At 60.5% G+C, this 17,451-nt stretch carries 16 protein-coding genes and 1 tRNA gene; 8 read left to right on the top strand and 9 right to left on the bottom strand.

Annotated features, from left to right (window positions below; translation table 11 throughout):
- Positions 1–103: 103 nt before the first annotated feature.
- On the bottom strand, positions 104–1,519 hold the full coding sequence (locus HU811_RS15250) for a sigma-54 interaction domain-containing protein (protein WP_186656745.1): 1,416 nt from the start codon (positions 1,517–1,519) through the stop codon (positions 104–106).
- 224 nt (positions 1,520–1,743) lie between these two features.
- Between HU811_RS15250 and HU811_RS15245 the strand changes: the two genes are divergently transcribed.
- Complete coding sequence (locus tag HU811_RS15245) at positions 1,744–1,959, top strand: TIGR02450 family Trp-rich protein (protein WP_186656744.1); 216 nt, start codon at positions 1,744–1,746, stop codon at positions 1,957–1,959.
- A gap of 170 nt (positions 1,960–2,129) precedes the next feature.
- Positions 2,130–3,464, top strand: a complete 1,335-nt coding sequence (locus HU811_RS15240; protein WP_186656743.1) for a methyl-accepting chemotaxis protein — start codon at positions 2,130–2,132, stop codon at positions 3,462–3,464.
- A 12-nt stretch (positions 3,465–3,476) separates the two neighbouring features.
- Here the strand turns inward: HU811_RS15240 and HU811_RS15235 are convergent, their stop codons facing one another.
- The 6 genes from HU811_RS15235 to HU811_RS15210 all read right to left on the bottom strand — a co-directional run bounded on the left by HU811_RS15235 (position 3,477) and on the right by HU811_RS15210 (position 10,414).
- Positions 3,477–5,051, bottom strand: a complete 1,575-nt coding sequence (locus HU811_RS15235; RefSeq protein ID WP_186656749.1) for an ABC transporter ATP-binding protein — start codon at positions 5,049–5,051, stop codon at positions 3,477–3,479.
- Positions 5,052–5,078: 27 nt separating this feature from the next.
- Positions 5,079–6,101 (bottom strand): ABC transporter permease, encoded by a 1,023-nt coding sequence (locus tag HU811_RS15230; protein ID WP_092396103.1) that lies wholly within the window; start codon positions 6,099–6,101, stop codon positions 5,079–5,081.
- Positions 6,101–7,159, bottom strand: a complete 1,059-nt coding sequence (locus HU811_RS15225) for a microcin C ABC transporter permease YejB (protein WP_092396105.1) — start codon at positions 7,157–7,159, stop codon at positions 6,101–6,103. The genes HU811_RS15230 and HU811_RS15225 overlap by 1 nt, the downstream gene beginning before the upstream one ends.
- Positions 7,159–9,027: an extracellular solute-binding protein gene (locus HU811_RS15220; RefSeq protein WP_186656742.1), complete on the bottom strand. Its 1,869-nt coding sequence runs from the start codon at positions 9,025–9,027 to the stop codon at positions 7,159–7,161. Before HU811_RS15220 ends, HU811_RS15225 begins: the two co-directional genes overlap by 1 nt.
- A gap of 130 nt (positions 9,028–9,157) precedes the next feature.
- The gene (locus HU811_RS15215) at positions 9,158–9,439 is read right to left on the bottom strand and encodes a peptidylprolyl isomerase (RefSeq protein WP_092396109.1); all 282 of its coding nucleotides are present in this window, start codon (positions 9,437–9,439) and stop codon (positions 9,158–9,160) included.
- Between the two features lie 96 nt (positions 9,440–9,535).
- Positions 9,536–10,414, bottom strand: coding sequence for an esterase/lipase family protein (locus tag HU811_RS15210; protein WP_186656741.1), 879 nt, complete (start codon positions 10,412–10,414; stop codon positions 9,536–9,538).
- Between the two features lie 327 nt (positions 10,415–10,741).
- On the opposite strand from HU811_RS15210, the gene HU811_RS15205 reads away from it, so the two are divergent.
- Positions 10,742–11,803, top strand: coding sequence for a hypothetical protein (locus tag HU811_RS15205; protein WP_225248438.1), 1,062 nt, complete (start codon positions 10,742–10,744; stop codon positions 11,801–11,803).
- Positions 11,804–11,834: 31 nt separating this feature from the next.
- Here HU811_RS15205 and HU811_RS15200 read toward each other — a convergent pair whose 3' ends face one another.
- Both HU811_RS15200 and HU811_RS15195 read right to left on the bottom strand, forming a co-directional pair.
- Entirely contained in the window at positions 11,835–12,902 is a 1,068-nt protein-coding gene (locus HU811_RS15200; RefSeq protein ID WP_186656739.1) for a 3-deoxy-7-phosphoheptulonate synthase, read from the bottom strand.
- A gap of 47 nt (positions 12,903–12,949) precedes the next feature.
- Positions 12,950–13,102: a hypothetical protein gene (locus HU811_RS15195; protein WP_177193312.1), complete on the bottom strand. Its 153-nt coding sequence runs from the start codon at positions 13,100–13,102 to the stop codon at positions 12,950–12,952.
- Between the two features lie 454 nt (positions 13,103–13,556).
- Here HU811_RS15195 and HU811_RS15190 point away from each other — a divergent pair, with 454 nt between their 5' ends.
- From HU811_RS15190 to HU811_RS15170, 5 genes are all read left to right on the top strand, one after another.
- Complete coding sequence (locus HU811_RS15190) at positions 13,557–13,991, top strand: GNAT family N-acetyltransferase (protein WP_092459230.1); 435 nt, start codon at positions 13,557–13,559, stop codon at positions 13,989–13,991.
- A 127-nt stretch (positions 13,992–14,118) separates the two neighbouring features.
- Complete coding sequence (gene gacA, locus HU811_RS15185; RefSeq protein ID WP_024781217.1) at positions 14,119–14,760, top strand: response regulator transcription factor GacA; 642 nt, start codon at positions 14,119–14,121, stop codon at positions 14,758–14,760.
- Positions 14,761–14,762: 2 nt separating this feature from the next.
- The gene (uvrC, locus tag HU811_RS15180) at positions 14,763–16,586 is read left to right on the top strand and encodes an excinuclease ABC subunit UvrC (protein WP_186656738.1); all 1,824 of its coding nucleotides are present in this window, start codon (positions 14,763–14,765) and stop codon (positions 16,584–16,586) included.
- A 32-nt stretch (positions 16,587–16,618) separates the two neighbouring features.
- Entirely contained in the window at positions 16,619–17,179 is a 561-nt protein-coding gene (gene pgsA / locus HU811_RS15175) for a CDP-diacylglycerol--glycerol-3-phosphate 3-phosphatidyltransferase (protein WP_047227859.1), read from the top strand.
- Between the two features lie 63 nt (positions 17,180–17,242).
- Positions 17,243–17,318 (top strand) — tRNA-Gly (locus HU811_RS15170).
- The last annotated feature ends 133 nt before the right edge of the window (positions 17,319–17,451 follow it).

Here is a 17,451-nt window from a genome sequence, read left to right as displayed (position 1 = left end):
AGATCGCAGCCTTCGGCAGCTCCTACAGAGGCTTGCAAATGCCGCGTAGGAGCTGCCGAAGGCTGCGATCTTGTTTTATCTCAAAATAGAGATGTAAGTCTCTTTATTGAGACTCTGCAATCCCCAGCGCCACCATCTTCTTGTACAAGGTCGATCTTCCCAGCCCCAATCGCTCGGCCGCTTCGGTCACCTTGCCGCCGCACTGCGCCAGGGTGGTTTCAATCAAATGGCGGTCGAATCGTGCCCGCGCCTGGCTGAAGGTTTCTTGCGGCAGCGGTTCCTGATCTGGATTCAACGTACGGGCGACCGGCGTGAAAGTCCCAATGGCCGCTCGAATATCGGCGGCAGTGAGTAGCAGGTCGTCGCTGAGCAGCGCAGTTCGTTCCAGCACATTGCGCAGCTCCCGGATGTTGCCCGGCCAGGCGTGCTGCGCCAGCAGCTCGAGTGCGTCGCGGTTCAGTTCGTGCTGGCTGCGCAGTTCTTCGAGGATCGCCTCGCTCAGGGCCGGCAAATCATCCAGGCGTTCGCGCAGCGGCGGGACCTGGATCGGTAACACGTTGAGGCGGTAATACAGGTCGGCGCGAAACTCTCCGCGTTTGATCGCCGCTTCCAGATCCATGGACGTGGCAGCGATGATCCGCACGTCGCTTTGCAGCACCTCGTTGGAGCCCACCGGTTCGTATTCTTTTTCCTGCAAGACCCGCAGCAGTTTGCTTTGCAGCGGCAGCGGCATGTCGCCAATTTCGTCCAGGAACAATGTGCCGCCCTGAGCGATCTGCAGTTTGCCAGCGCGGCCTTTGCGGTCGGCGCCGGTGAAGGCCCCCGGGGCGGTGCCGAAGAACTCGGCTTCCAGCAGGGCCTCCGGGATTGCCGCGCTGTTGATGCTGACGAACGCCTTGTGCGCCCTCGGCGAAGCACCGTGGATCGCTTGGGCCAACAGTTCCTTGCCGGTCCCGGTTTCACCGAGCAGCAGCACCGGTGAATCGGCGCTGGCGCTGCGCCGGGCACGACGCTTGACCTCCAGGCTGGCGCGACTGGTGCCGATGAAATGGGCGAAGTTGTAGCGGGTCTGCCGTGCCCGCAACAGCGAGCGGGTGGAGGCCAGTTCTTCCTGCATGCTCAGGTAGCGCTTGAGCATCGGCGACAGGCTGCGAAGTTCATCGAACAAGGCAAAACCGATGGCGCCGATCACCGCGCCCGCGCTGTCGTGGATCGGCAGGCGCATCACCACCAGCGGCTCCTTGGGCGTGTCCTGCATGTCCAGCAGAATAGGCCGGCCCGTGCGCACCACCTCGCGCAGCAGGCTGCCGGGGATCACGCTCTCGCACGCTCGGCCGATGGCTTCTTGGGCCGAGTTCAGGCCGAAGCGCCGGGCATAACGTTCGTTCATCCAGACGATGTTCGCGTCACGGTCGACAATCACCGTGCCTTCGCTGGACTGCTCGATGATCTCGAACAACGAACGGATCGCCAGCGTGCGCACGCGCTTGTAATCCTTGAGGCTTTCGGTGGGGTTCATCGGGCATTTCCAGAAGGTGGGATTTGCCGGCATCCTCCGATCAAAGGGGTTGCCAAAGAGCGGCATTATGCCGGGAGGGGCTGCCCCGGCAATACTCCGCCGGCATTCTTTGCCATGGCGAGCGTTGAGGTCAAACCCTGAGCGTCGGCGGATCTGCTCAGTAGTGGGCAGATCGATAAAGTTGTACAGTTGTTTTCAGTCTGTACATTTTTATGAGCGCATTTATGAATAAAATCAATCCACACAAGCTCAAGCTCTCCAAATGGACGGCCTGCGAACCAACCGATCGGGAAAAGCATTTTCTCGTCACCCAGCTGCTCTGTGATGAGCAGGGAACGCCCGTTCAGGTTGGGCTTGAGGCTGTGTATAGCGGTCGTGTGGCGCTGCTCGACTGGCGTGAGCTACGCGACAGCAAGCATTGGAAAATGGGCTGGTGCTGATTGGCTTGGGTGGTGTCATAGAGATCGGAATGGTTGTTGATTGTTATACATAATTAAAAAGTTGTACAAGTATTCCCGCAGTAGTGGCTTAATGGCGGCTATCTAGCGATGGGCATCTCTGCCTTCGTGTTGTGACGGCCACGCATTCAACGCCACCGGGAGCGCCATCCATGTTCATTCGTACTCGCAAGCATCAGGACGCCTTGCACGAAACCCAGGCCAGACAGGCCATCCTTGAAGCCGAACGGACGGCTTTGCATCAGGCCATGGCGATCATCGAGTTCACCCCGACGGGTGAGGTACTCGAGGTCAGCCCGGCTTTTTTGCACATGATGGGGTATTCACTCAGCGAAACCCTCGGCCAGCATTATTCGATGTTTTGTGAGCCGGCCTATTCACGCAGCGCCGAGTGCTCAGCGTTTTGGCAGCAGCTGGGTCAGGGCTCTTCTGTCGACAGCCAGTTTCTGCATTTGCGGCGTGATGGAAGCTGGCTGTGGGTGCAAGCGAGCTGTGTCCCCGTGCTCGATCAGCATGCAAGGGTGCAGCGCATCATCATGTTCGTTCGCGATATCAACGAGCGGGTGTTGCGCGCCCAGGCCGAAACCAGCTTTATGCAAGCGATCGACCGCTCCATGGCGGTTATCGAATTTGATCTGAGCGGCCAGGTCGTCAATGCCAATGGCAACTTCATGAGCGTCATGGGGTACCGCCTGCAAGAGATTCGGGGCCAGCACCACCGGATTTTCTGCAAGCCAAGCGAGGTCCAGAGCGAAGCCTATCGTGGCTTCTGGGCCGGGCTCAATCGCGGAGAGTACAAGAGCGGCCTTTTCGAACGCGTCGACAATCGAGGCGCGACTGTCTGGCTGCAGGCGACCTACAATCCTCTCTACGATGCCCAGGGGCGTTTGTACGGAGTGGTCAAGTTCGCCACCGACAGCACTCGCGAAGTCGAGCAGCGCCAAAGCGAATCAAGAGCGGCCGGACTTGCTTTCGAAACGTCCCGGCAGACCGATGAGCAAACCCGGCTGGGCACGTGTGTGGTTCAGCAAACCGTTACGGTGGTGCAAAGCATCGCTGATGAACTTCTGCAGGTGTCTGCCGGGATAGCGGCCCTGAGTGCGCAGTCCGAGGAAATCGGCAGCATCGTCGACGCCATCCGCGGCATCGCCGAACAGACCAATCTGCTTGCCCTCAATGCAGCCATCGAAGCGGCTCGCGCCGGGGAGCAGGGACGCGGTTTTGCGGTGGTGGCCGATGAGGTGCGCAATCTGGCGCGACGGACAAGTCAATCAACCGTGGCCATTACTCAGGTTGTCGCCAAGAACCGTGAATTGGCCAGGCAAGCGGTGAGCAGCATGCAATCGAGCACGCTCAAGGCAGAGCAGGGCGTGAAACTGGCTAACCAGGCCGGCACTGTCATTCTGGATATTCATCGAGGCGCGCAGCAGGTTGTGGAGGTGATGGGTGAGTTCGCTCAAGCGCTGGATCAACGACGTGGCGCCTGAGCGAATCAGGGTTTACTGCACAAATGCCGCCGCCAACAGCTCCTTGGTATAGGGGTGTTGAGGCGAGTCGAACACGTCACGGCAGGCGCCGCGCTCAACCACTTTACCGTCCTTGATCACGATCATGTCATGGGCCAGAGCGCGAACCACGGCCAGGTCATGGCTGATGAACAGATAGGTCAGGTCGTACTTTTCCTGGAGGTGGCGGAGCAGGGCGACCACTTGCTTCTGCACGGTGCGGTCCAGGGCTGAGGTCGGTTCGTCCAACAGGATCAGGGCCGGCTTGAGCACCAGCGCACGGGCGATGGCGATGCGCTGGCGCTGACCGCCGGAGAACTCGTGAGGGTAGCGATGGCGGCTCTGCGGGTCGAGGCCGACTTCCTTGAGGGCCTTGATCACTTGTGCTTCGCATTGCTCGGAACTGGACGAGTTGTGGATCTCAAGGCCTTCGCTGATGATCTGCTGCACCGACATCCGTGGACTGAGGCTGCCGAACGGGTCCTGGAACACCACCTGCATTTGCTTGCGCCACGGTCGCAGGTCTTTCTGCGACAGCTGATCGAGGGCTTGTCCCTGGAAGCGGATGCTGCCTTCGGATTCGATCAGCCGCAGGATCGCCTGGCCGAGAGTCGACTTGCCGGAGCCGGATTCGCCGACGATACCCAGGGTCTTGCCGCGCTGAACGTCCAGACTGATACCGTCCACGGCGCGCAAGTATTCCTTGCGCTGGAACAGCCCGCCACCCAGGGCGAAGCTCACCCGCAGATCCTGCACTTGCAACACCTCCTCGCGTTCGTCTCGAGGTAGCGCTTCACCTTCCGGCTCGGCGCGTAACAGCTCGCAGCTGTAGGGGTGTTTCGGTGCGCTGAAGAGTGTTTCGCAGGGCGCCTGTTCGACAATTTCCCCGGCCTTCATCACACACACCCGTTGCGCGATGCTGCGCACCAGGTTCAGGTCGTGGCTGATCAGCAGCAATGACATGCCGAGTCGTTGCTGCAAAGACTTGAGCAGCAGCAGAATCTTGCGTTGCACCGTCACGTCGAGCGCGGTGGTCGGTTCGTCGGCAATCAACAGTTCCGGTTCGCAGGCCAGGGCCATGGCAATCATCACCCGCTGTCGTTGGCCGCCGGAGAGTTGATGCGGGTAGGCCTTGAGGCGCTCGGTGGGTTTCTGGATGCCCACCAGGGCCAGCAACTCCAGAATGCGCTGACGCGCCGCTTTGCCGCCCAGGCCCTTGTGCAGCATGAGGGTTTCGCCAATCTGCTTTTCGACGCTGTGCAGCGGGTTCAGCGAAGTCATGGGCTCCTGGAAGATCATCGCGATCCGGTCCCCTCGCAGTTCGCGCAGGACTCTGGCCTCGGCGCCCACCAGTTCCTGACCGCGATAGCGAATGCTGCCGGTGGTACGGCTGCCAGTTTGCGGCAGCAGTTGCAGGATCGAATGGGCCGTGACCGACTTGCCGGAGCCTGACTCGCCCACCAGGGCCAGGCATTCGCCAGGGCGGATATCCAGGCACAGGTTGCGCACCACGGTTTGCTCGTTGAAGGCCACGCTCAAGTCGCGGATTTCGATCAGGTTGTCGCTCATCTCAGGGTTCCGCTTCATGGCCGTGGCTCAGGATCGGGGGTCGAACGCATCGCGCAACGCCTCGCCAATAAACACCAGCAGAGAAAGAATCAGCGCCAGGGTGAAGAACGCCGTCAGGCCCAGCCACGGCGCTTGCAGGTTCTGTTTGCCCTGGCCGATCAGTTCGCCCAGCGACGCACTGCCCGCCGGCATGCCGAAGCCGAGGAAGTCCAGGGCGGTGAGGGTGGAAATCGCCCCGGTGAGGATGAACGGCAGATAACTCAGGGTGGCGTTCATCGCGTTGGGCAGGATATGTCGCACGATCACCTTGCGGTCGGACAGACCCAGGGCTCTGGCAGCCTTGACGTATTCAAGGTTGCGCCCGCGCAGGAACTCGGCGCGCACCACGTCCACCAGGGCCAGCCAGGAAAACAGCGCCATGATTCCCAGCAGCCACCAGAAATTCGGCTCGACGAAGCCGGACAGAATAATCAGCAGATAAAGCACCGGCAGCCCCGACCAGACCTCCAGCAGGCGTTGCCCCAGCAGGTCCACCCAGCCGCCGTAGTAACCCTGCAACGCACCGGCGGTGATGCCGATCAGCGCGCTGATGGCCGTCAGGGCCAGGGCGAACAGAATCGACACCCGTGCCCCGAATATGACCCGGGCCAGCACGTCCCGGGCCTGATCATCGGTGCCCAGCCAGTTCACTGGGGAGGGCGGGCTTGGGGTTGGCTGGTTCAGGTCGTAGTTGGGTGTGTCGTCGCTGAACGGGATCGGCGGGAACAACAGCCAGCCGCCGTCCTTGTGGATCAGATCCTGCACGTAGCTGCTGCGGTAATCGGCCTGGAACGGCAGCTGCCCGCCGAATTCCTGTTCGGTGTAGCGCTTGAATACCGGGAAATACAGCGACCCCTGGTAACTCACCACCAGCGGCCTGTCATTGGCGATCAATTCGCCGCCCAGAGTCAGCATGAACAGGCCGATGAACAGCCACAGCGACCACCAACCACGGCGATTTTTCTTGAAGCGCTCAAAACGCCGACGGCCCAAGGGAGACAACTTGAACATCAGGCGTTCCTCGCGGCGAAGTCGATACGCGGGTCCACCAGGGTGTAGCACAGGTCGCCGATGAGTTTGATCAGCAAGCCGAACAGCGTGAAGATGAACAGCGAACCGAACACCACCGGATAGTCCCGAGACACCGCGGCCTCATAGCTCATGCGTCCCAGGCCATCAAGGGAGAAGATCACCTCGATCAGCAAGGAACCGGCGAAAAACACGCTGATGAACGCCTGGGGAATCCCCGACACCACCAGCAGCATCGCATTGCGGAACACATGGCCATACAGCACGCGTCGTTCGCTCATGCCCTTGGCCCGCGCGGTGACGACGTACTGGCGGGTGATTTCGTTGAGAAACGAGTTCTTGGTCAGGATCGTCAAGGTGGCGAAACCGCCGATCACCAACGAGGTGACCGGCAGGACCAAGTGCCAGAAATAGTCGGTGATCTTGCCCAGTGTCGACAGCGACTCGAAGTTGTCCGACACCAGCCCGCGCACCGGAAACCAGTTCAACGACGTGCCGCCGGCAAACATCACGATCAGGAACATGGCGAACAGAAATGCCGGCATGGCATAGCCGATGATGATCGCCGTGCTGCTCCACACATCGAAGGCCGAACCATGGCGCACGGCCTTGCGGATGCCCAGGGGAATCGACACCAGATAGGTGATCAGTGTGGCCCAGAGCCCGAGGGAAATGGTCACCGGCAGCTTTTCCAGGATCAGGTCGGTCACGGTGGCGCCGCGAAAGAAGCTCTTGCCGAAGTCCAGCCGGGCGTAGTTGCTGAGCATCAACCACAAACGCTCGTGGGCCGGTTTGTCGAAGCCGTATTGTTTTTCGATGTCCTTGATCAGCTGTGGATCAAGGCCGCGACTGGCTCGCGAACTGCCGGTCATGGCATTGCCCGAACTGCCGACGCTGGCGCCGCCGATGCCTTGCAGCTGGGCGATGGCCTGTTCCACCGGCCCGCCCGGAGCAGCCTGGACGATGACGAAGTTCACCAGCAGGATGATCACCAGCGTTGGAATGATCAGCAGCAAGCGCCGCGCGATATAGGCCCACATTAATGCCGCCCTCCAGGGGAGCCGCGTTTGAGGCGTTCGGCGGCCATCTGCTCGTTGGTCAGCGGCGTGGTGCTCATCTCCCACCAGCTCTCGATGGCTTCGTCATTACTGGCCTGCACTTTGGGTCGACCAAAACGGTTCCACCAGACGGTGGAGCTGCCCGGCGGGTAATAGTTGGGGATCCAGTAGTAATTCCATTGCAGCACGCGGTCCAGGGCGTGGGCATGGCGGAGCATGTCGCCTTGGGTGGTGGCTTTGACCAGACCGTCGATCAGGCTGTCGACAGCGGGATTTTGCAGGGCCATGTAATTGTTCGCGCCCGGATCGTTGGCCGCCGCCGAGCCGAAGTAGTTGTAGAGCTCCATGCCCGGCGAGGTGCTGACGGGGTAGCCGGTGATGATCATGTCGTAGTCGCGACTCATCAGGCGGTTGACGTATTGGGAGGCGTCGATGCGCCGGATGTTCATGTCGATTCCGATCTGTTTGAGCGTGCGCTTGTAGGGCAGCAACAGCCGTTCGAGGCCGTTCTGACTGATCAGGAACGTGAAACTCAGCGGTTCACCGTCGGCATTCACCAGGCGGTCGCCATCGGGTTTCCAGCCGGCCTGTTGCAGCAGTGCCAAGGCTTGCAATTGTTTGTCGCGGATCACGCCGCTGCCGTCGGTTTTCGGCGCGTGGAATACCTGGGTGAAGGCTTCCTCGGGTACTTTCCCTCGCAACGGTTCGAGAATCGCCAGTTCATCGGCATCGGGCAGTTGCCGGGCGGCCAGGTCGGTGTTGGAGAAAAAGCTCTGCTGGCGCACATAGAGGTTGCGCATCATCTGGCGGTTGCTCCACTCGAAATCCCAGAGCATGGCCAGGGCCTGGCGGACACGCCGATCCTGGAACTGCGGTTTTTGCAGGTTGAACACAAAGCCCTGGGCCGTCTGGGGCGCCTCGGTGGCCAAGTGAGCCTTTTGCAGGCGACCGTCACGCAGGGCCGGGCTGTCATAGCCGATGGAATAACCGGTGGCGGAGAACTCGCGATTGTAGTCGTAGGCGCCGCCACGCAAGACCTGCCGCGCCACATCGGTATCGCCGAAATACTCGATGCTGAAATGGTCGAAATTGTAGAGCCCGCGACTGACCGGCAGATCCTTGCCCCACCAGTTGGGGTTGCGCTCAAAGGTGATGCTGCGTCCCGAGTCGATCCGGCCCACCCGATAGGGGCCACTGCCCAGCGGTGCTTCGTAGCCACCTCCACTGGCAAAATCGCGGGTTTTCCACCAGTGTTCGGGAAAGACCGGCAGTGTGGCGATGTCCAGGGGCAGGGTACGGTTTTCGTTGTTCTTGAAGTCGAAGCGAACAGTGCGCTCGGATTCCACTTCGACGCCTTTGACGGCGGCGAACTGGGTGCGATACCGCAGGCTGCCCTGGGTCATCAACAGCTCGAAGGTGTAGCGCACGTCCTCGGCGGTGATGGGCTTACCATCGGCAAACCGGGCCTTGGGATTGAGGTAGAAGCGCAAGGACAGGCCATCGTCGGCGCGTTCCATCTTCTGCGCCACCAGGCCATAGACGGTGTAGGGCTCGTCCAGCGAGCGCTGAGCCAGCGGCGAATACAGCATTCCGTCGATCTGGCTGACGCCGATGCCTTTGTCGATGTAGGGCAGGACGTGGTCGAAATGGCCGATCTCGATGGCCGAGCGGCGCATGGTGCCGCCTTTGGGGGCCTGGGGATTGGTATAGGCGAAGTGGCTGAAGCCTTGGGGGTACTTGGCCGGTTCGCCATACACCGTCAGGGCATGTTGCGGTGTGGCATCCACACCGGCGGCACCTGTCAGCAGGACCACGGCAGTGAACAGCAGTGAAGGGAACGCCAGTCGCATTGTCAGCCTTAAAGCCGGGTGATAGATGACCACGATTTGTACGCGAGCTACGCCTTGATCGCTAGCCCCTTGGCCTGACACAAACACAACGGCCCACCGAAGGGCGGGCCGTTATGTCGATAAACCGGGATCAGTCCTGGCGGCTGGTCACTTCCAGCAGGTGATAGCCGAACTGGGTCTTGACCGGACCCTGCACCACATTGATCGGGGCGCTGAATACCACGGTGTCGAATTCCTTGACCATCTGGCCTGGACCGAACGAACCCAGGTCGCCGCCCTGACGGCTGGACGGGCACGAGGAGTTGGTCTTGGCGACTTCAGCGAAATCGGCGCCGGCTTCGATCTGGGCCTTGAGTTCGTTGCACTTTTCTTCGCTGGAAACCAGGATGTGGCGGGCAGTGGCTTTGGCCATGGGTAAAATTCCTTTCAATAGCTTTAAAGGTGTTGAGCCTACCGGAATCACTGACCGGTTGTTGTCAAAAATGCGTCAAAACCTTGAGTCTGTCGATCAAAGGCCGGCTTTGCGCAGGCGTTCGGCGTGGCGCACGTAAAGCTCCACCGGGTCTGTACCCTTGCGGCTGCAACCGGCTGTCTGGTTGATGGCGTCCATGTGGTCCAGTGGATAGTCAGAGCGAATGACCTTGCCCAAGTGCGAGCTGAAGCGTCCCACCAGGCCGTCGTTCTGCCCGGCTTCGGTGATGAAGTACTCGGAAAAGGCCCTGCAAAAACCCTGCAGAGGATCCATCGCATTGCATACGCCGTTCTCGGAGTCCGGCAACGTGCCGCTCCATGAGTAGTAGCGCACCCCGTTGACCCTTTGTGCTCCATTGCCGCCCCAGTGTTTGGGCAGGCCTTGGGGGTATTTGTCATTGAACGCGCCTACGCCTTCGGTGGTCAGCGCCGCCAGTGCTGCAATGGCGGCGTGCGGCAGTTGCGTTTGGCCGCCCAGCAACGAGATGAAGTCTGCAAAAAGCGTGGCGACTCTATCCGCCACATGCTCTGGCAAGCGCCCCGGGGTCAGGGCTTTGTAGAGGAAATCAATCAGTTCGGAGCCATGATTGGGGCCGCTGACCGAGGTCACCGAGGCCACCCTGTCGGGGGCAACAGCGCCGGCGTATCGGGCGGCCAGCGCGCCCTGGCTGTGACCGATCAGGTTGACCCTGGTGGCGCCGGTGCCGCTCAGGATCCGATCGATCTGTGCCAGCAGTTGTTCGCCACGGGCTTCATTGGAATGTGTCGCCGACAAATAGGGGATGAACACCCGGGCACCGGCGGCGCGTAATGCCTGTTTGATCCCGTGGAAAAGTTCGAAGCCGCCGACCCTGTCAAACCCGAACAACCCATGGACCAGCAGGATGGGAAATTGAGTGGTTGCATTCCGTTGCATGTTCGTACCTTTTTCGAAGAGGTTCCTATTGAATTCGCGACCTCACTCTAATGCAGGCTTGTGCTGGACGGTGTAGGAAGAAACCGCAGTGATCTGCTGAAAACGGAATAGAAGAAGTGGGAAGGGTCAGACTGGAAACCGGACGGACCTGAGCGTATCGGGATACTTCCGATAGCCCTTGGCGCTTGCGGCTACAACTTCACGGGCACCAGGCCACTCCCGCGGTCGTCTTGTCTGACTGTGGGTTTGGGACGGTCGAGGTTTAATGGCTTCATCGGGTGCCGCGATGTGAAGGCGGTGCCTTTATCCAAGGACTGGAGCCTATGTATGACCACTTACCCATCTGCCCCGCGAGCCCGGCTCGCACCCCTGACGAAATTGCCACCACCGTCTCTGGCAGCGGCCAAGGGAGGGGTGATCAACCCCGCTTGGCGCAAGGTCGTCATCACCGTCAAGCCCTATCCAATGATGACGTGCGGCGATGAAGTGCTGCTGTTCTGGCATGGGCTTAACTCAGATGCCGAGCCCTATCGACATGAAGTGCGAAGGTTCATCACGGAGCGACAGGTGGGGCGAGAGGTCGTTTTTGTCGTGCGCGAGCCGCATATCGCCGAGCTGGATGGCGGTTCGCTGGAGATCAGCTACCAGGTGACGAGCAAACGCCTGCCGGCCGCGCTGGTTTCCCAGCTTTTGCAACTGGATATCGGCGATGTTCCCTTGCAACTGCCGGCCGCCGTTGCCAACGATGCCGTGGGTGGCAGCCTGGATCCGGCGCGGGTGCCCGAAGGAACGTACGTGACCATCAGGCCCTATTCCAGAATGGCCGTCGGCGACCGGTTGATCCTGATTGCCAGCAACGACTCCAAGGCCGTTTGGCGCGATGTGCTGGATATCGAGGCTCATGCCGTCGGCCGCGAGGTAGCGTGCTGGATCGATCATTCGCTGATTGCCCCTCACGCGGGTCAAAGCCTGAGCCTGACCTATGTCGTCAGGCGCGGACATTCGGTGCGCCGCGCCGAGCCCCTGTCGTTGCACCTGGGGCCTTTGCGACGTCCTGCGCTGAAAGCGCCGTGGATTACGGGATTGAACGAGGGCGGGCTGGATGTCGACGGGTTACAGGAAGGGGTGAGTGTCGTCATCGACGGAGCCGGGCTTGAGGCTGGCGAGCTGGTCTGGCTGCAGTGCAACGGCAATTACGCGCATGTCGCCGAGCGCGAAATCACCGCGGCGACGGCAGGTCAAGCGCTGACCTTTGTAGTGCCCGCGGCGTTCTGGCAGGACCAGCGCGGCAGGTCGGTGCACTTGTTTTATCAGGTCGAGCGCCTGGACGATGTGAGCCAACATTCGGAGTGGGTCACCGTCCAGGTTCGCTCCGAGACAAAAAGCTGAGCGCCCTCGCTGGGGAGGGCGCTATCAGGATTCAGGCCGACACCAGCTGACGATGGGCCTGACGCAGCAGTTGCTCGGTGGATGCCCAGCCCAGGCAACCATCGGTCACCGATACGCCGTAACGCAGCGACGGGCCCAACGACTGGCAACCTTCGAACAAGTGGCTTTCCAGCATCATGCCGATGAGGGAGCGGTTTCCTTGCAGGCGCTGTTCGAGGACGTCGTTGAACACCTGCGGCTGCCGCAACGGGTCTTTGCCGCTGTTGGCGTGGCTGCAATCCACCATGATCCGGGCCGGTATTTTCAGGCGGGTCAGGTCATTGTGTATCTGCGTGACACTCTGGCGGTCATAGTTCGGCCCGCGATGGCCGCCGCGCAGCACCAGATGAGTGTCGGGGTTGCCTTGGGTCTGGATGATCGCCGGATGCCCCTGGCTGTCGACGCCGAAATGTCGATGAGGGTGGGCTGCCGAGCGCATGGCATCGCAGGCGATGCCCACGCCGCCGTCCGTGCCGTTCTTGAAACCGACCGGCATGCCCAGGCCGCTGGCCATTTCCCGGTGGATCTGCGATTCGGTGGTACGCGCGCCGATGGCGACCCAACTGAGCAGGTCATCGAAATAGTTGGCGGCCACGGGTTGCAGCAGTTCGGTGGCTACAGGCAGGCCAAGCTGGAGCATCTCGCGCATCAACTCTCGCGACAGCGTCAGGCCGGCGGCCATGTCATCGCTACCATCCAGGCCAGGGTCGTAAGCCAGGCCTTTCCAGCCTACGGTCGTGCGGGGTTTTTCCACGTAGGCGCGCATCACCAGCAGCATGCTGTCGCTGACTTCATGGGCCAGGCGAGCGAGGTTGGCGGCGTATTCAAGGGCCGATTTCGGGTCGTGGATGGAGCAGGGGCCGACAATCACCAATAGACGGGAGTCCTCGCCGTTGAGGATCGCGCGGATTGCCTGGCGATGGGCATTGACCTGTTGGCTCAGCGCCGAGCTGAGGGGCAATTGTTGCTTGAGCTGCAATGAGCTGGGCAGACGCAGGGTCAGGGCTTCATTGGCGGGGTTGAGCGTGGACAGCGGCAAAGCAGAGACGGACGAATTCATGATCTGGTTTCCTGGGCGGACAGCGGGTTCATTCCCGCGCGCCGGCCCTATTGGGGTGTTCGACAATTGGCCGTATTGGCCCGCAACTGAGGCTTGCCACCGGTAGGTGACCGATCGGAGGCGGCAGGCTGGCCCGAGCGGTGGCTGGTAAATCGCCAGGCGGAAAAACTGTCGTAACGGTAATAAGTGGCGTCGTTCATGGCTCAATCCTCAAGTTTGTCGGGTGTCGCAAAAATGTGTGGGGCTGAAAAAACAAAACCCCCGGTCGGGAGGCCGACCGGGGGTTAGAAAACTCTGGAAGGCGACCCGTTTAAATTGGGCGCCGGTTGGGTATCAGGCGCGCCAGTGGCTAAACCAATACCCAAAATAAAAGCTGACCGGAGTCTGAACACTGTTCGCCCAGGCAGCCGCAACCGAGCGCTGGGCGCTGGCGGTTTGAAGCGATGCGAGGGCGTTGAACATGGTCTGTCTCCGATGAATGGACCTGAGCTTACTCGAGCAGGGCGGGCCGGTTCAATCAGAAAATTCTATCGTGGGCATGTGATTGTTCATCCTGGCTTGAGTCCGACGGGCTTTGTGACAAACTTTGGGCTTGCACTTTCTTTCGGTCTTCGAGCCCAGTCGAAGGGGCGACAACGCTTTGACGAGGTACCCATGAATTTCCAGTGGCGTGCGGCAACGGCCGAGGACATCGCTTTTGCCCGGCAACTGACGTGCGTCAACATGCTGCCCTATTACTTGCAGCACGATTTGTTATGGCAGGACGAAGCATTCGATCTGGCCTGGATCATTCGCCAGAACTGGATCATCTGCCGCGAGGGGCAAGCGCTGGGTTTTGTCAGCCTTAGTCGTGATGCGCGGGCGTTGTATATCCGGGAACTACAGATTGCCGAGGCGTTTCGGGGGCAGGGCGCTGGCACTTGGGCGATCGGTCAGGTTTGGGACATGGTGGTGCAGGAGCGACGCCCGGCTCTGCGCCTGACGGTTTTCAAGAACAATCCGGCCAGGGTGCTCTACGAGCGCCTGGGCTTGCGGGTGGTCGGCGAGGATGAATGTTTCCTGAGGATGGAGCGCGACGCCAGGGCTTGAGGCCGCGCAGCGTGCGCTTCTGAAAGACGCGTTGTAACTTTTATATGTCCCTTTGCGCTAGGTCTGTCGGATGCTTTTTGCTAAGGTGTTGGGCAACCCAAATAAGACCAAATCGTGAGGTGTCTGCTTGATTAGGGTGTTAGTGGTCGACGACCATGATCTCGTCCGTACGGGCATTACACGAATGCTGGCTGATATTGACGGTCTGCAGGTAGTTGGCCAGGCTGAATCCGGGGAAGAGTCCCTTATCAAGGCGCGTGAACTGAAACCCGACGTGGTACTGATGGACGTCAAGATGCCAGGCATCGGCGGTCTTGAAGCCACGCGTAAACTGCTGCGCAGCCACCCGGACATCAAGGTGGTCGCGGTGACCGTGTGTGAAGAAGATCCGTTCCCGACCCGGTTGTTGCAGGCGGGCGCTGCGGGTTATCTCACCAAGGGCGCCGGTCTGAACGAGATGGTCCAGGCCATTCGCCTGGTATTTGCCGGTCAGCGTTACATCAGCCCGCAAATTGCCCAGCAGTTGGCAATCAAGTCGTTCCAGCCGACCAATGAGTCGCCCTTCGATGCGCTGTCGGAGCGGGAAATCCAGATTGCCTTGATGATTGTTGGTTGCCAAAAGGTGCAGATCATCTCCGATAAGCTGTGCTTGTCGCCCAAAACCGTCAACACCTACCGTTACCGAATCTTCGAGAAGCTGTCGATCAGCAGCGATGTCGAGTTGACGTTGCTGGCGGTGCGCCACGGCATGGTCGATGCCAGCGCCTGATAATGACTGAACTGTTTGATCCAAGTGCTTTCCTGTCCACGTGCAGCGGCCGCCCAGGCGTCTACCGCATGTTCGACAGCGATGCGCGCCTGCTTTACGTCGGCAAGGCCAAGAACCTCAAGAAGCGTCTGGCCAGCTACTTTCGTAAAACCGGTCTCGCACCAAAGACCGCCGCCCTGGTGGGGCGCATCGCGCAAGTCGAAACCACCATCACCGCCAATGAAACCGAGGCCTTGCTGCTCGAGCAGACGCTGATCAAGGAAGGGCGGCCGCCGTACAATATTCTGTTGCGGGACGACAAGTCCTACCCGTACGTGTTTCTGTCGGACGGGGCATTTCCGCGCCTGAGCATTCACCGCGGGGCCAAGAAGGCCAAGGGCCGGTATTTCGGTCCGTACCCCAGCGCCGGGGCGATCCGTGAAAGCCTCAGTCTGCTGCAGAAGACCTTCTTCGTTCGCCAATGCGAAGACAGCTATTACAAGAACCGTACCCGACCCTGCCTGCAATACCAGATCAAGCGCTGCAAGGCGCCGTGTGTCGGGTTTGTCGAGCCAGAGGTCTACGCCGAAGACGTGCGGCACTCGGTGATGTTTCTTGAGGGGCGCAGCAATGCCTTGACCGATGAGCTGTCAGCGGCGATGGAAGATGCGGCGGTCAACCTTGAATTCGAGCGGGCCGCCGAGCTGCGCGACCAGATCGGGCTGCTGCGCCGGGTGCAGGACCAGCAGAGCATGGAAGGCGGCAGCGGCGACGTTGACGTGATTGCCGCGTTCATCAACCCGGGCGGCGCCTGCGTTCACCTGATCAGCGTGCGCGGCGGCCGGGTATTGGGCAGCAAGAACTTCTTCCCCCAGGTGGGTATCGAGGAGGACGTCGCCGAAGTCATGGCGGCGTTTTTGGGTCAGTACTACATCAGCAGCCCGGAACGCGACCTGCCTGCCGAGTTGATCGTCAATGTGGTCCACGATGACTTCCCGGCCCTGGTCGAGGCCATCGACAAGCTTCGTGGTCGTGAACTGACCATCAGCCATCGCGTGCGTGGCACCCGGGCGCGCTGGCAGCAACTGGCCGTGACCAACGCCGAGCAGGCCCTTGGCGCACGCTTGGCCAACCGCCAGCATGTGGCGGCACGGTTCGATGCCCTGGCCGACGTCCTCAACCTGGACGAGCCACCGCAGCGGCTGGAGTGCTACGACATCAGCCATTCCAGTGGCGAAGCGACCGTGGCGTCTTGTGTGGTGTTTGGTCCGGAGGGGCCGATCAAGTCCGATTACCGGCGCTACAACATCGAAGGCGTGACCCCGGGCGATGACTATGCGGCGATGCATCAGGCGCTGATGCGCCGGTTCGGCAAGCTCAAGGACGGGGAGGGCAAGCTGCCGGACATCCTGCTGGTGGACGGCGGCAAAGGCCAACTGTCCATGGCCCGCGACGTATTGAATGAGCTGATGGTCCCCGACCTGATCCTGCTGGGCGTGGCCAAGGGTGCAACCCGCAAGGCCGGTTTCGAAACCTTGTACCTGAACGATGCGGCCCATGAGTTCACCCTGAAAGGGGATTCCCCGGCGCTGCACCTGATCCAGCAGATCCGTGACGAAGCTCACCGTTTTGCCATCACCGGACACCGCGCTCGCCGGGGCAAGACCCGCCGCACATCGACGCTGGAAGGGGTGGCAGGGGTCGGGCCAACGCGACGTCGCGATCTATTGAAACATTTTGGTGGATTGCAGGAGCTGTCTCGTGCCAGCATCGAAGAGATAGCCAAAGCTCCCGGTATCAGTAAAAAGCTCGCTGAGTCGATTTATGCAAGCCTGCATAGCGAGTAGAATGCCCGTCAACCTCGCAGCCAGTTGTGCCGATGAATATCCCAAATCTGATTACCGTACTCCGCGTCCTGCTCATCCCGATCTTCATTTTGTTGTTCTATTTGCCGTACCACTGGAGCTATGTAGCCTCCGCGTCGGTTTTCGCCTTCGCCGCCGCCACCGACTGGCTGGACGGCTACCTGGCCCGACGCCTGGAGCAGAGCACGCCTTTCGGCGCCTTCCTGGACCCTGTGGCCGACAAGCTGATGGTCGCAGTGGCCCTGGTGCTGCTGGTACAGGAACACGGCAACCTCTGGCTGACCTTACCGGCGGCAGTGATCATCGGTCGCGAAATCGTCGTATCGGCACTGCGCGAATGGATGGCCGAACTGGGCGCCCGCGCTCAAGTCGCTGTCTCGAACCTCGGCAAATGGAAAACCGCCGCGCAAATGCTCGCGCTGGTGATCCTGCTGGGCAACCCGGCCAACTTCAATTTCTGGGTGTTGTTGGGCTATGCACTGCTGCTGATCTCCGCAGGCCTGACGCTGTGGTCAATGGTCCAGTACCTACGCGCCGCCTGGCCACATCTGCGCACCGACGTAGACCCGAAATAAAACTTTTTTGAATCAAAGGGTTGACGGCGTATTCTGAGTCTATAGAATGCGCCACACCAAGACGCGGGAATAGCTCAGTTGGTAGAGCACGACCTTGCCAAGGTCGGGGTCGCGAGTTCGAGTCTCGTTTCCCGCTCCAATTTTAAACAGCGTTGCCTTCGGGCAGGGCTGAGTGAAACCAGAATCGATATCTTCGGGTACGGATCTGGGCACTGGAACACACACCATGTGTTCCGGGCAGCGTGTCCCCTTCGTCTAGTGGCCTAGGACAC

The organism is Pseudomonas tehranensis, assembly GCF_014268615.1.
Classification (GTDB): Bacteria; Pseudomonadota; Gammaproteobacteria; order Pseudomonadales; family Pseudomonadaceae; genus Aquipseudomonas; species Aquipseudomonas tehranensis.
This window is presented reverse-complemented; position numbering and strand designations above follow the sequence as displayed.

Excerpts from the sequence above, each read along its gene's own strand:
- HU811_RS15250 (WP_186656745.1), bottom strand. The coding sequence starts at position 1,519 with ATGAACCCCACCGAAAGCCTCAAGGATTACAAGCGCGTGCGCACGCTG.
- HU811_RS15245 (WP_186656744.1), top strand. The coding sequence starts at position 1,744 with ATGAATAAAATCAATCCACACAAGCTCAAGCTCTCCAAATGGACGGCC.
- HU811_RS15240 (WP_186656743.1), top strand. The coding sequence starts at position 2,130 with ATGTTCATTCGTACTCGCAAGCATCAGGACGCCTTGCACGAAACCCAG.
- HU811_RS15235 (WP_186656749.1), bottom strand. The coding sequence starts at position 5,051 with ATGAGCGACAACCTGATCGAAATCCGCGACTTGAGCGTGGCCTTCAAC.
- HU811_RS15230 (WP_092396103.1), bottom strand. The coding sequence starts at position 6,101 with ATGTTCAAGTTGTCTCCCTTGGGCCGTCGGCGTTTTGAGCGCTTCAAG.
- HU811_RS15225 (WP_092396105.1), bottom strand. The coding sequence starts at position 7,159 with ATGTGGGCCTATATCGCGCGGCGCTTGCTGCTGATCATTCCAACGCTG.
- HU811_RS15220 (WP_186656742.1), bottom strand. The coding sequence starts at position 9,027 with ATGCGACTGGCGTTCCCTTCACTGCTGTTCACTGCCGTGGTCCTGCTG.
- HU811_RS15215 (WP_092396109.1), bottom strand. The coding sequence starts at position 9,439 with ATGGCCAAAGCCACTGCCCGCCACATCCTGGTTTCCAGCGAAGAAAAG.
- HU811_RS15210 (WP_186656741.1), bottom strand. The coding sequence starts at position 10,414 with ATGCAACGGAATGCAACCACTCAATTTCCCATCCTGCTGGTCCATGGG.
- HU811_RS15205 (WP_225248438.1), top strand. The coding sequence starts at position 10,742 with ATGACCACTTACCCATCTGCCCCGCGAGCCCGGCTCGCACCCCTGACG.
- HU811_RS15200 (WP_186656739.1), bottom strand. The coding sequence starts at position 12,902 with ATGAATTCGTCCGTCTCTGCTTTGCCGCTGTCCACGCTCAACCCCGCC.
- HU811_RS15195 (WP_177193312.1), bottom strand. The coding sequence starts at position 13,102 with ATGAACGACGCCACTTATTACCGTTACGACAGTTTTTCCGCCTGGCGA.
- HU811_RS15190 (WP_092459230.1), top strand. The coding sequence starts at position 13,557 with ATGAATTTCCAGTGGCGTGCGGCAACGGCCGAGGACATCGCTTTTGCC.
- uvrC (WP_186656738.1), top strand. The coding sequence starts at position 14,763 with ATGACTGAACTGTTTGATCCAAGTGCTTTCCTGTCCACGTGCAGCGGC.
- pgsA (WP_047227859.1), top strand. The coding sequence starts at position 16,619 with ATGAATATCCCAAATCTGATTACCGTACTCCGCGTCCTGCTCATCCCG.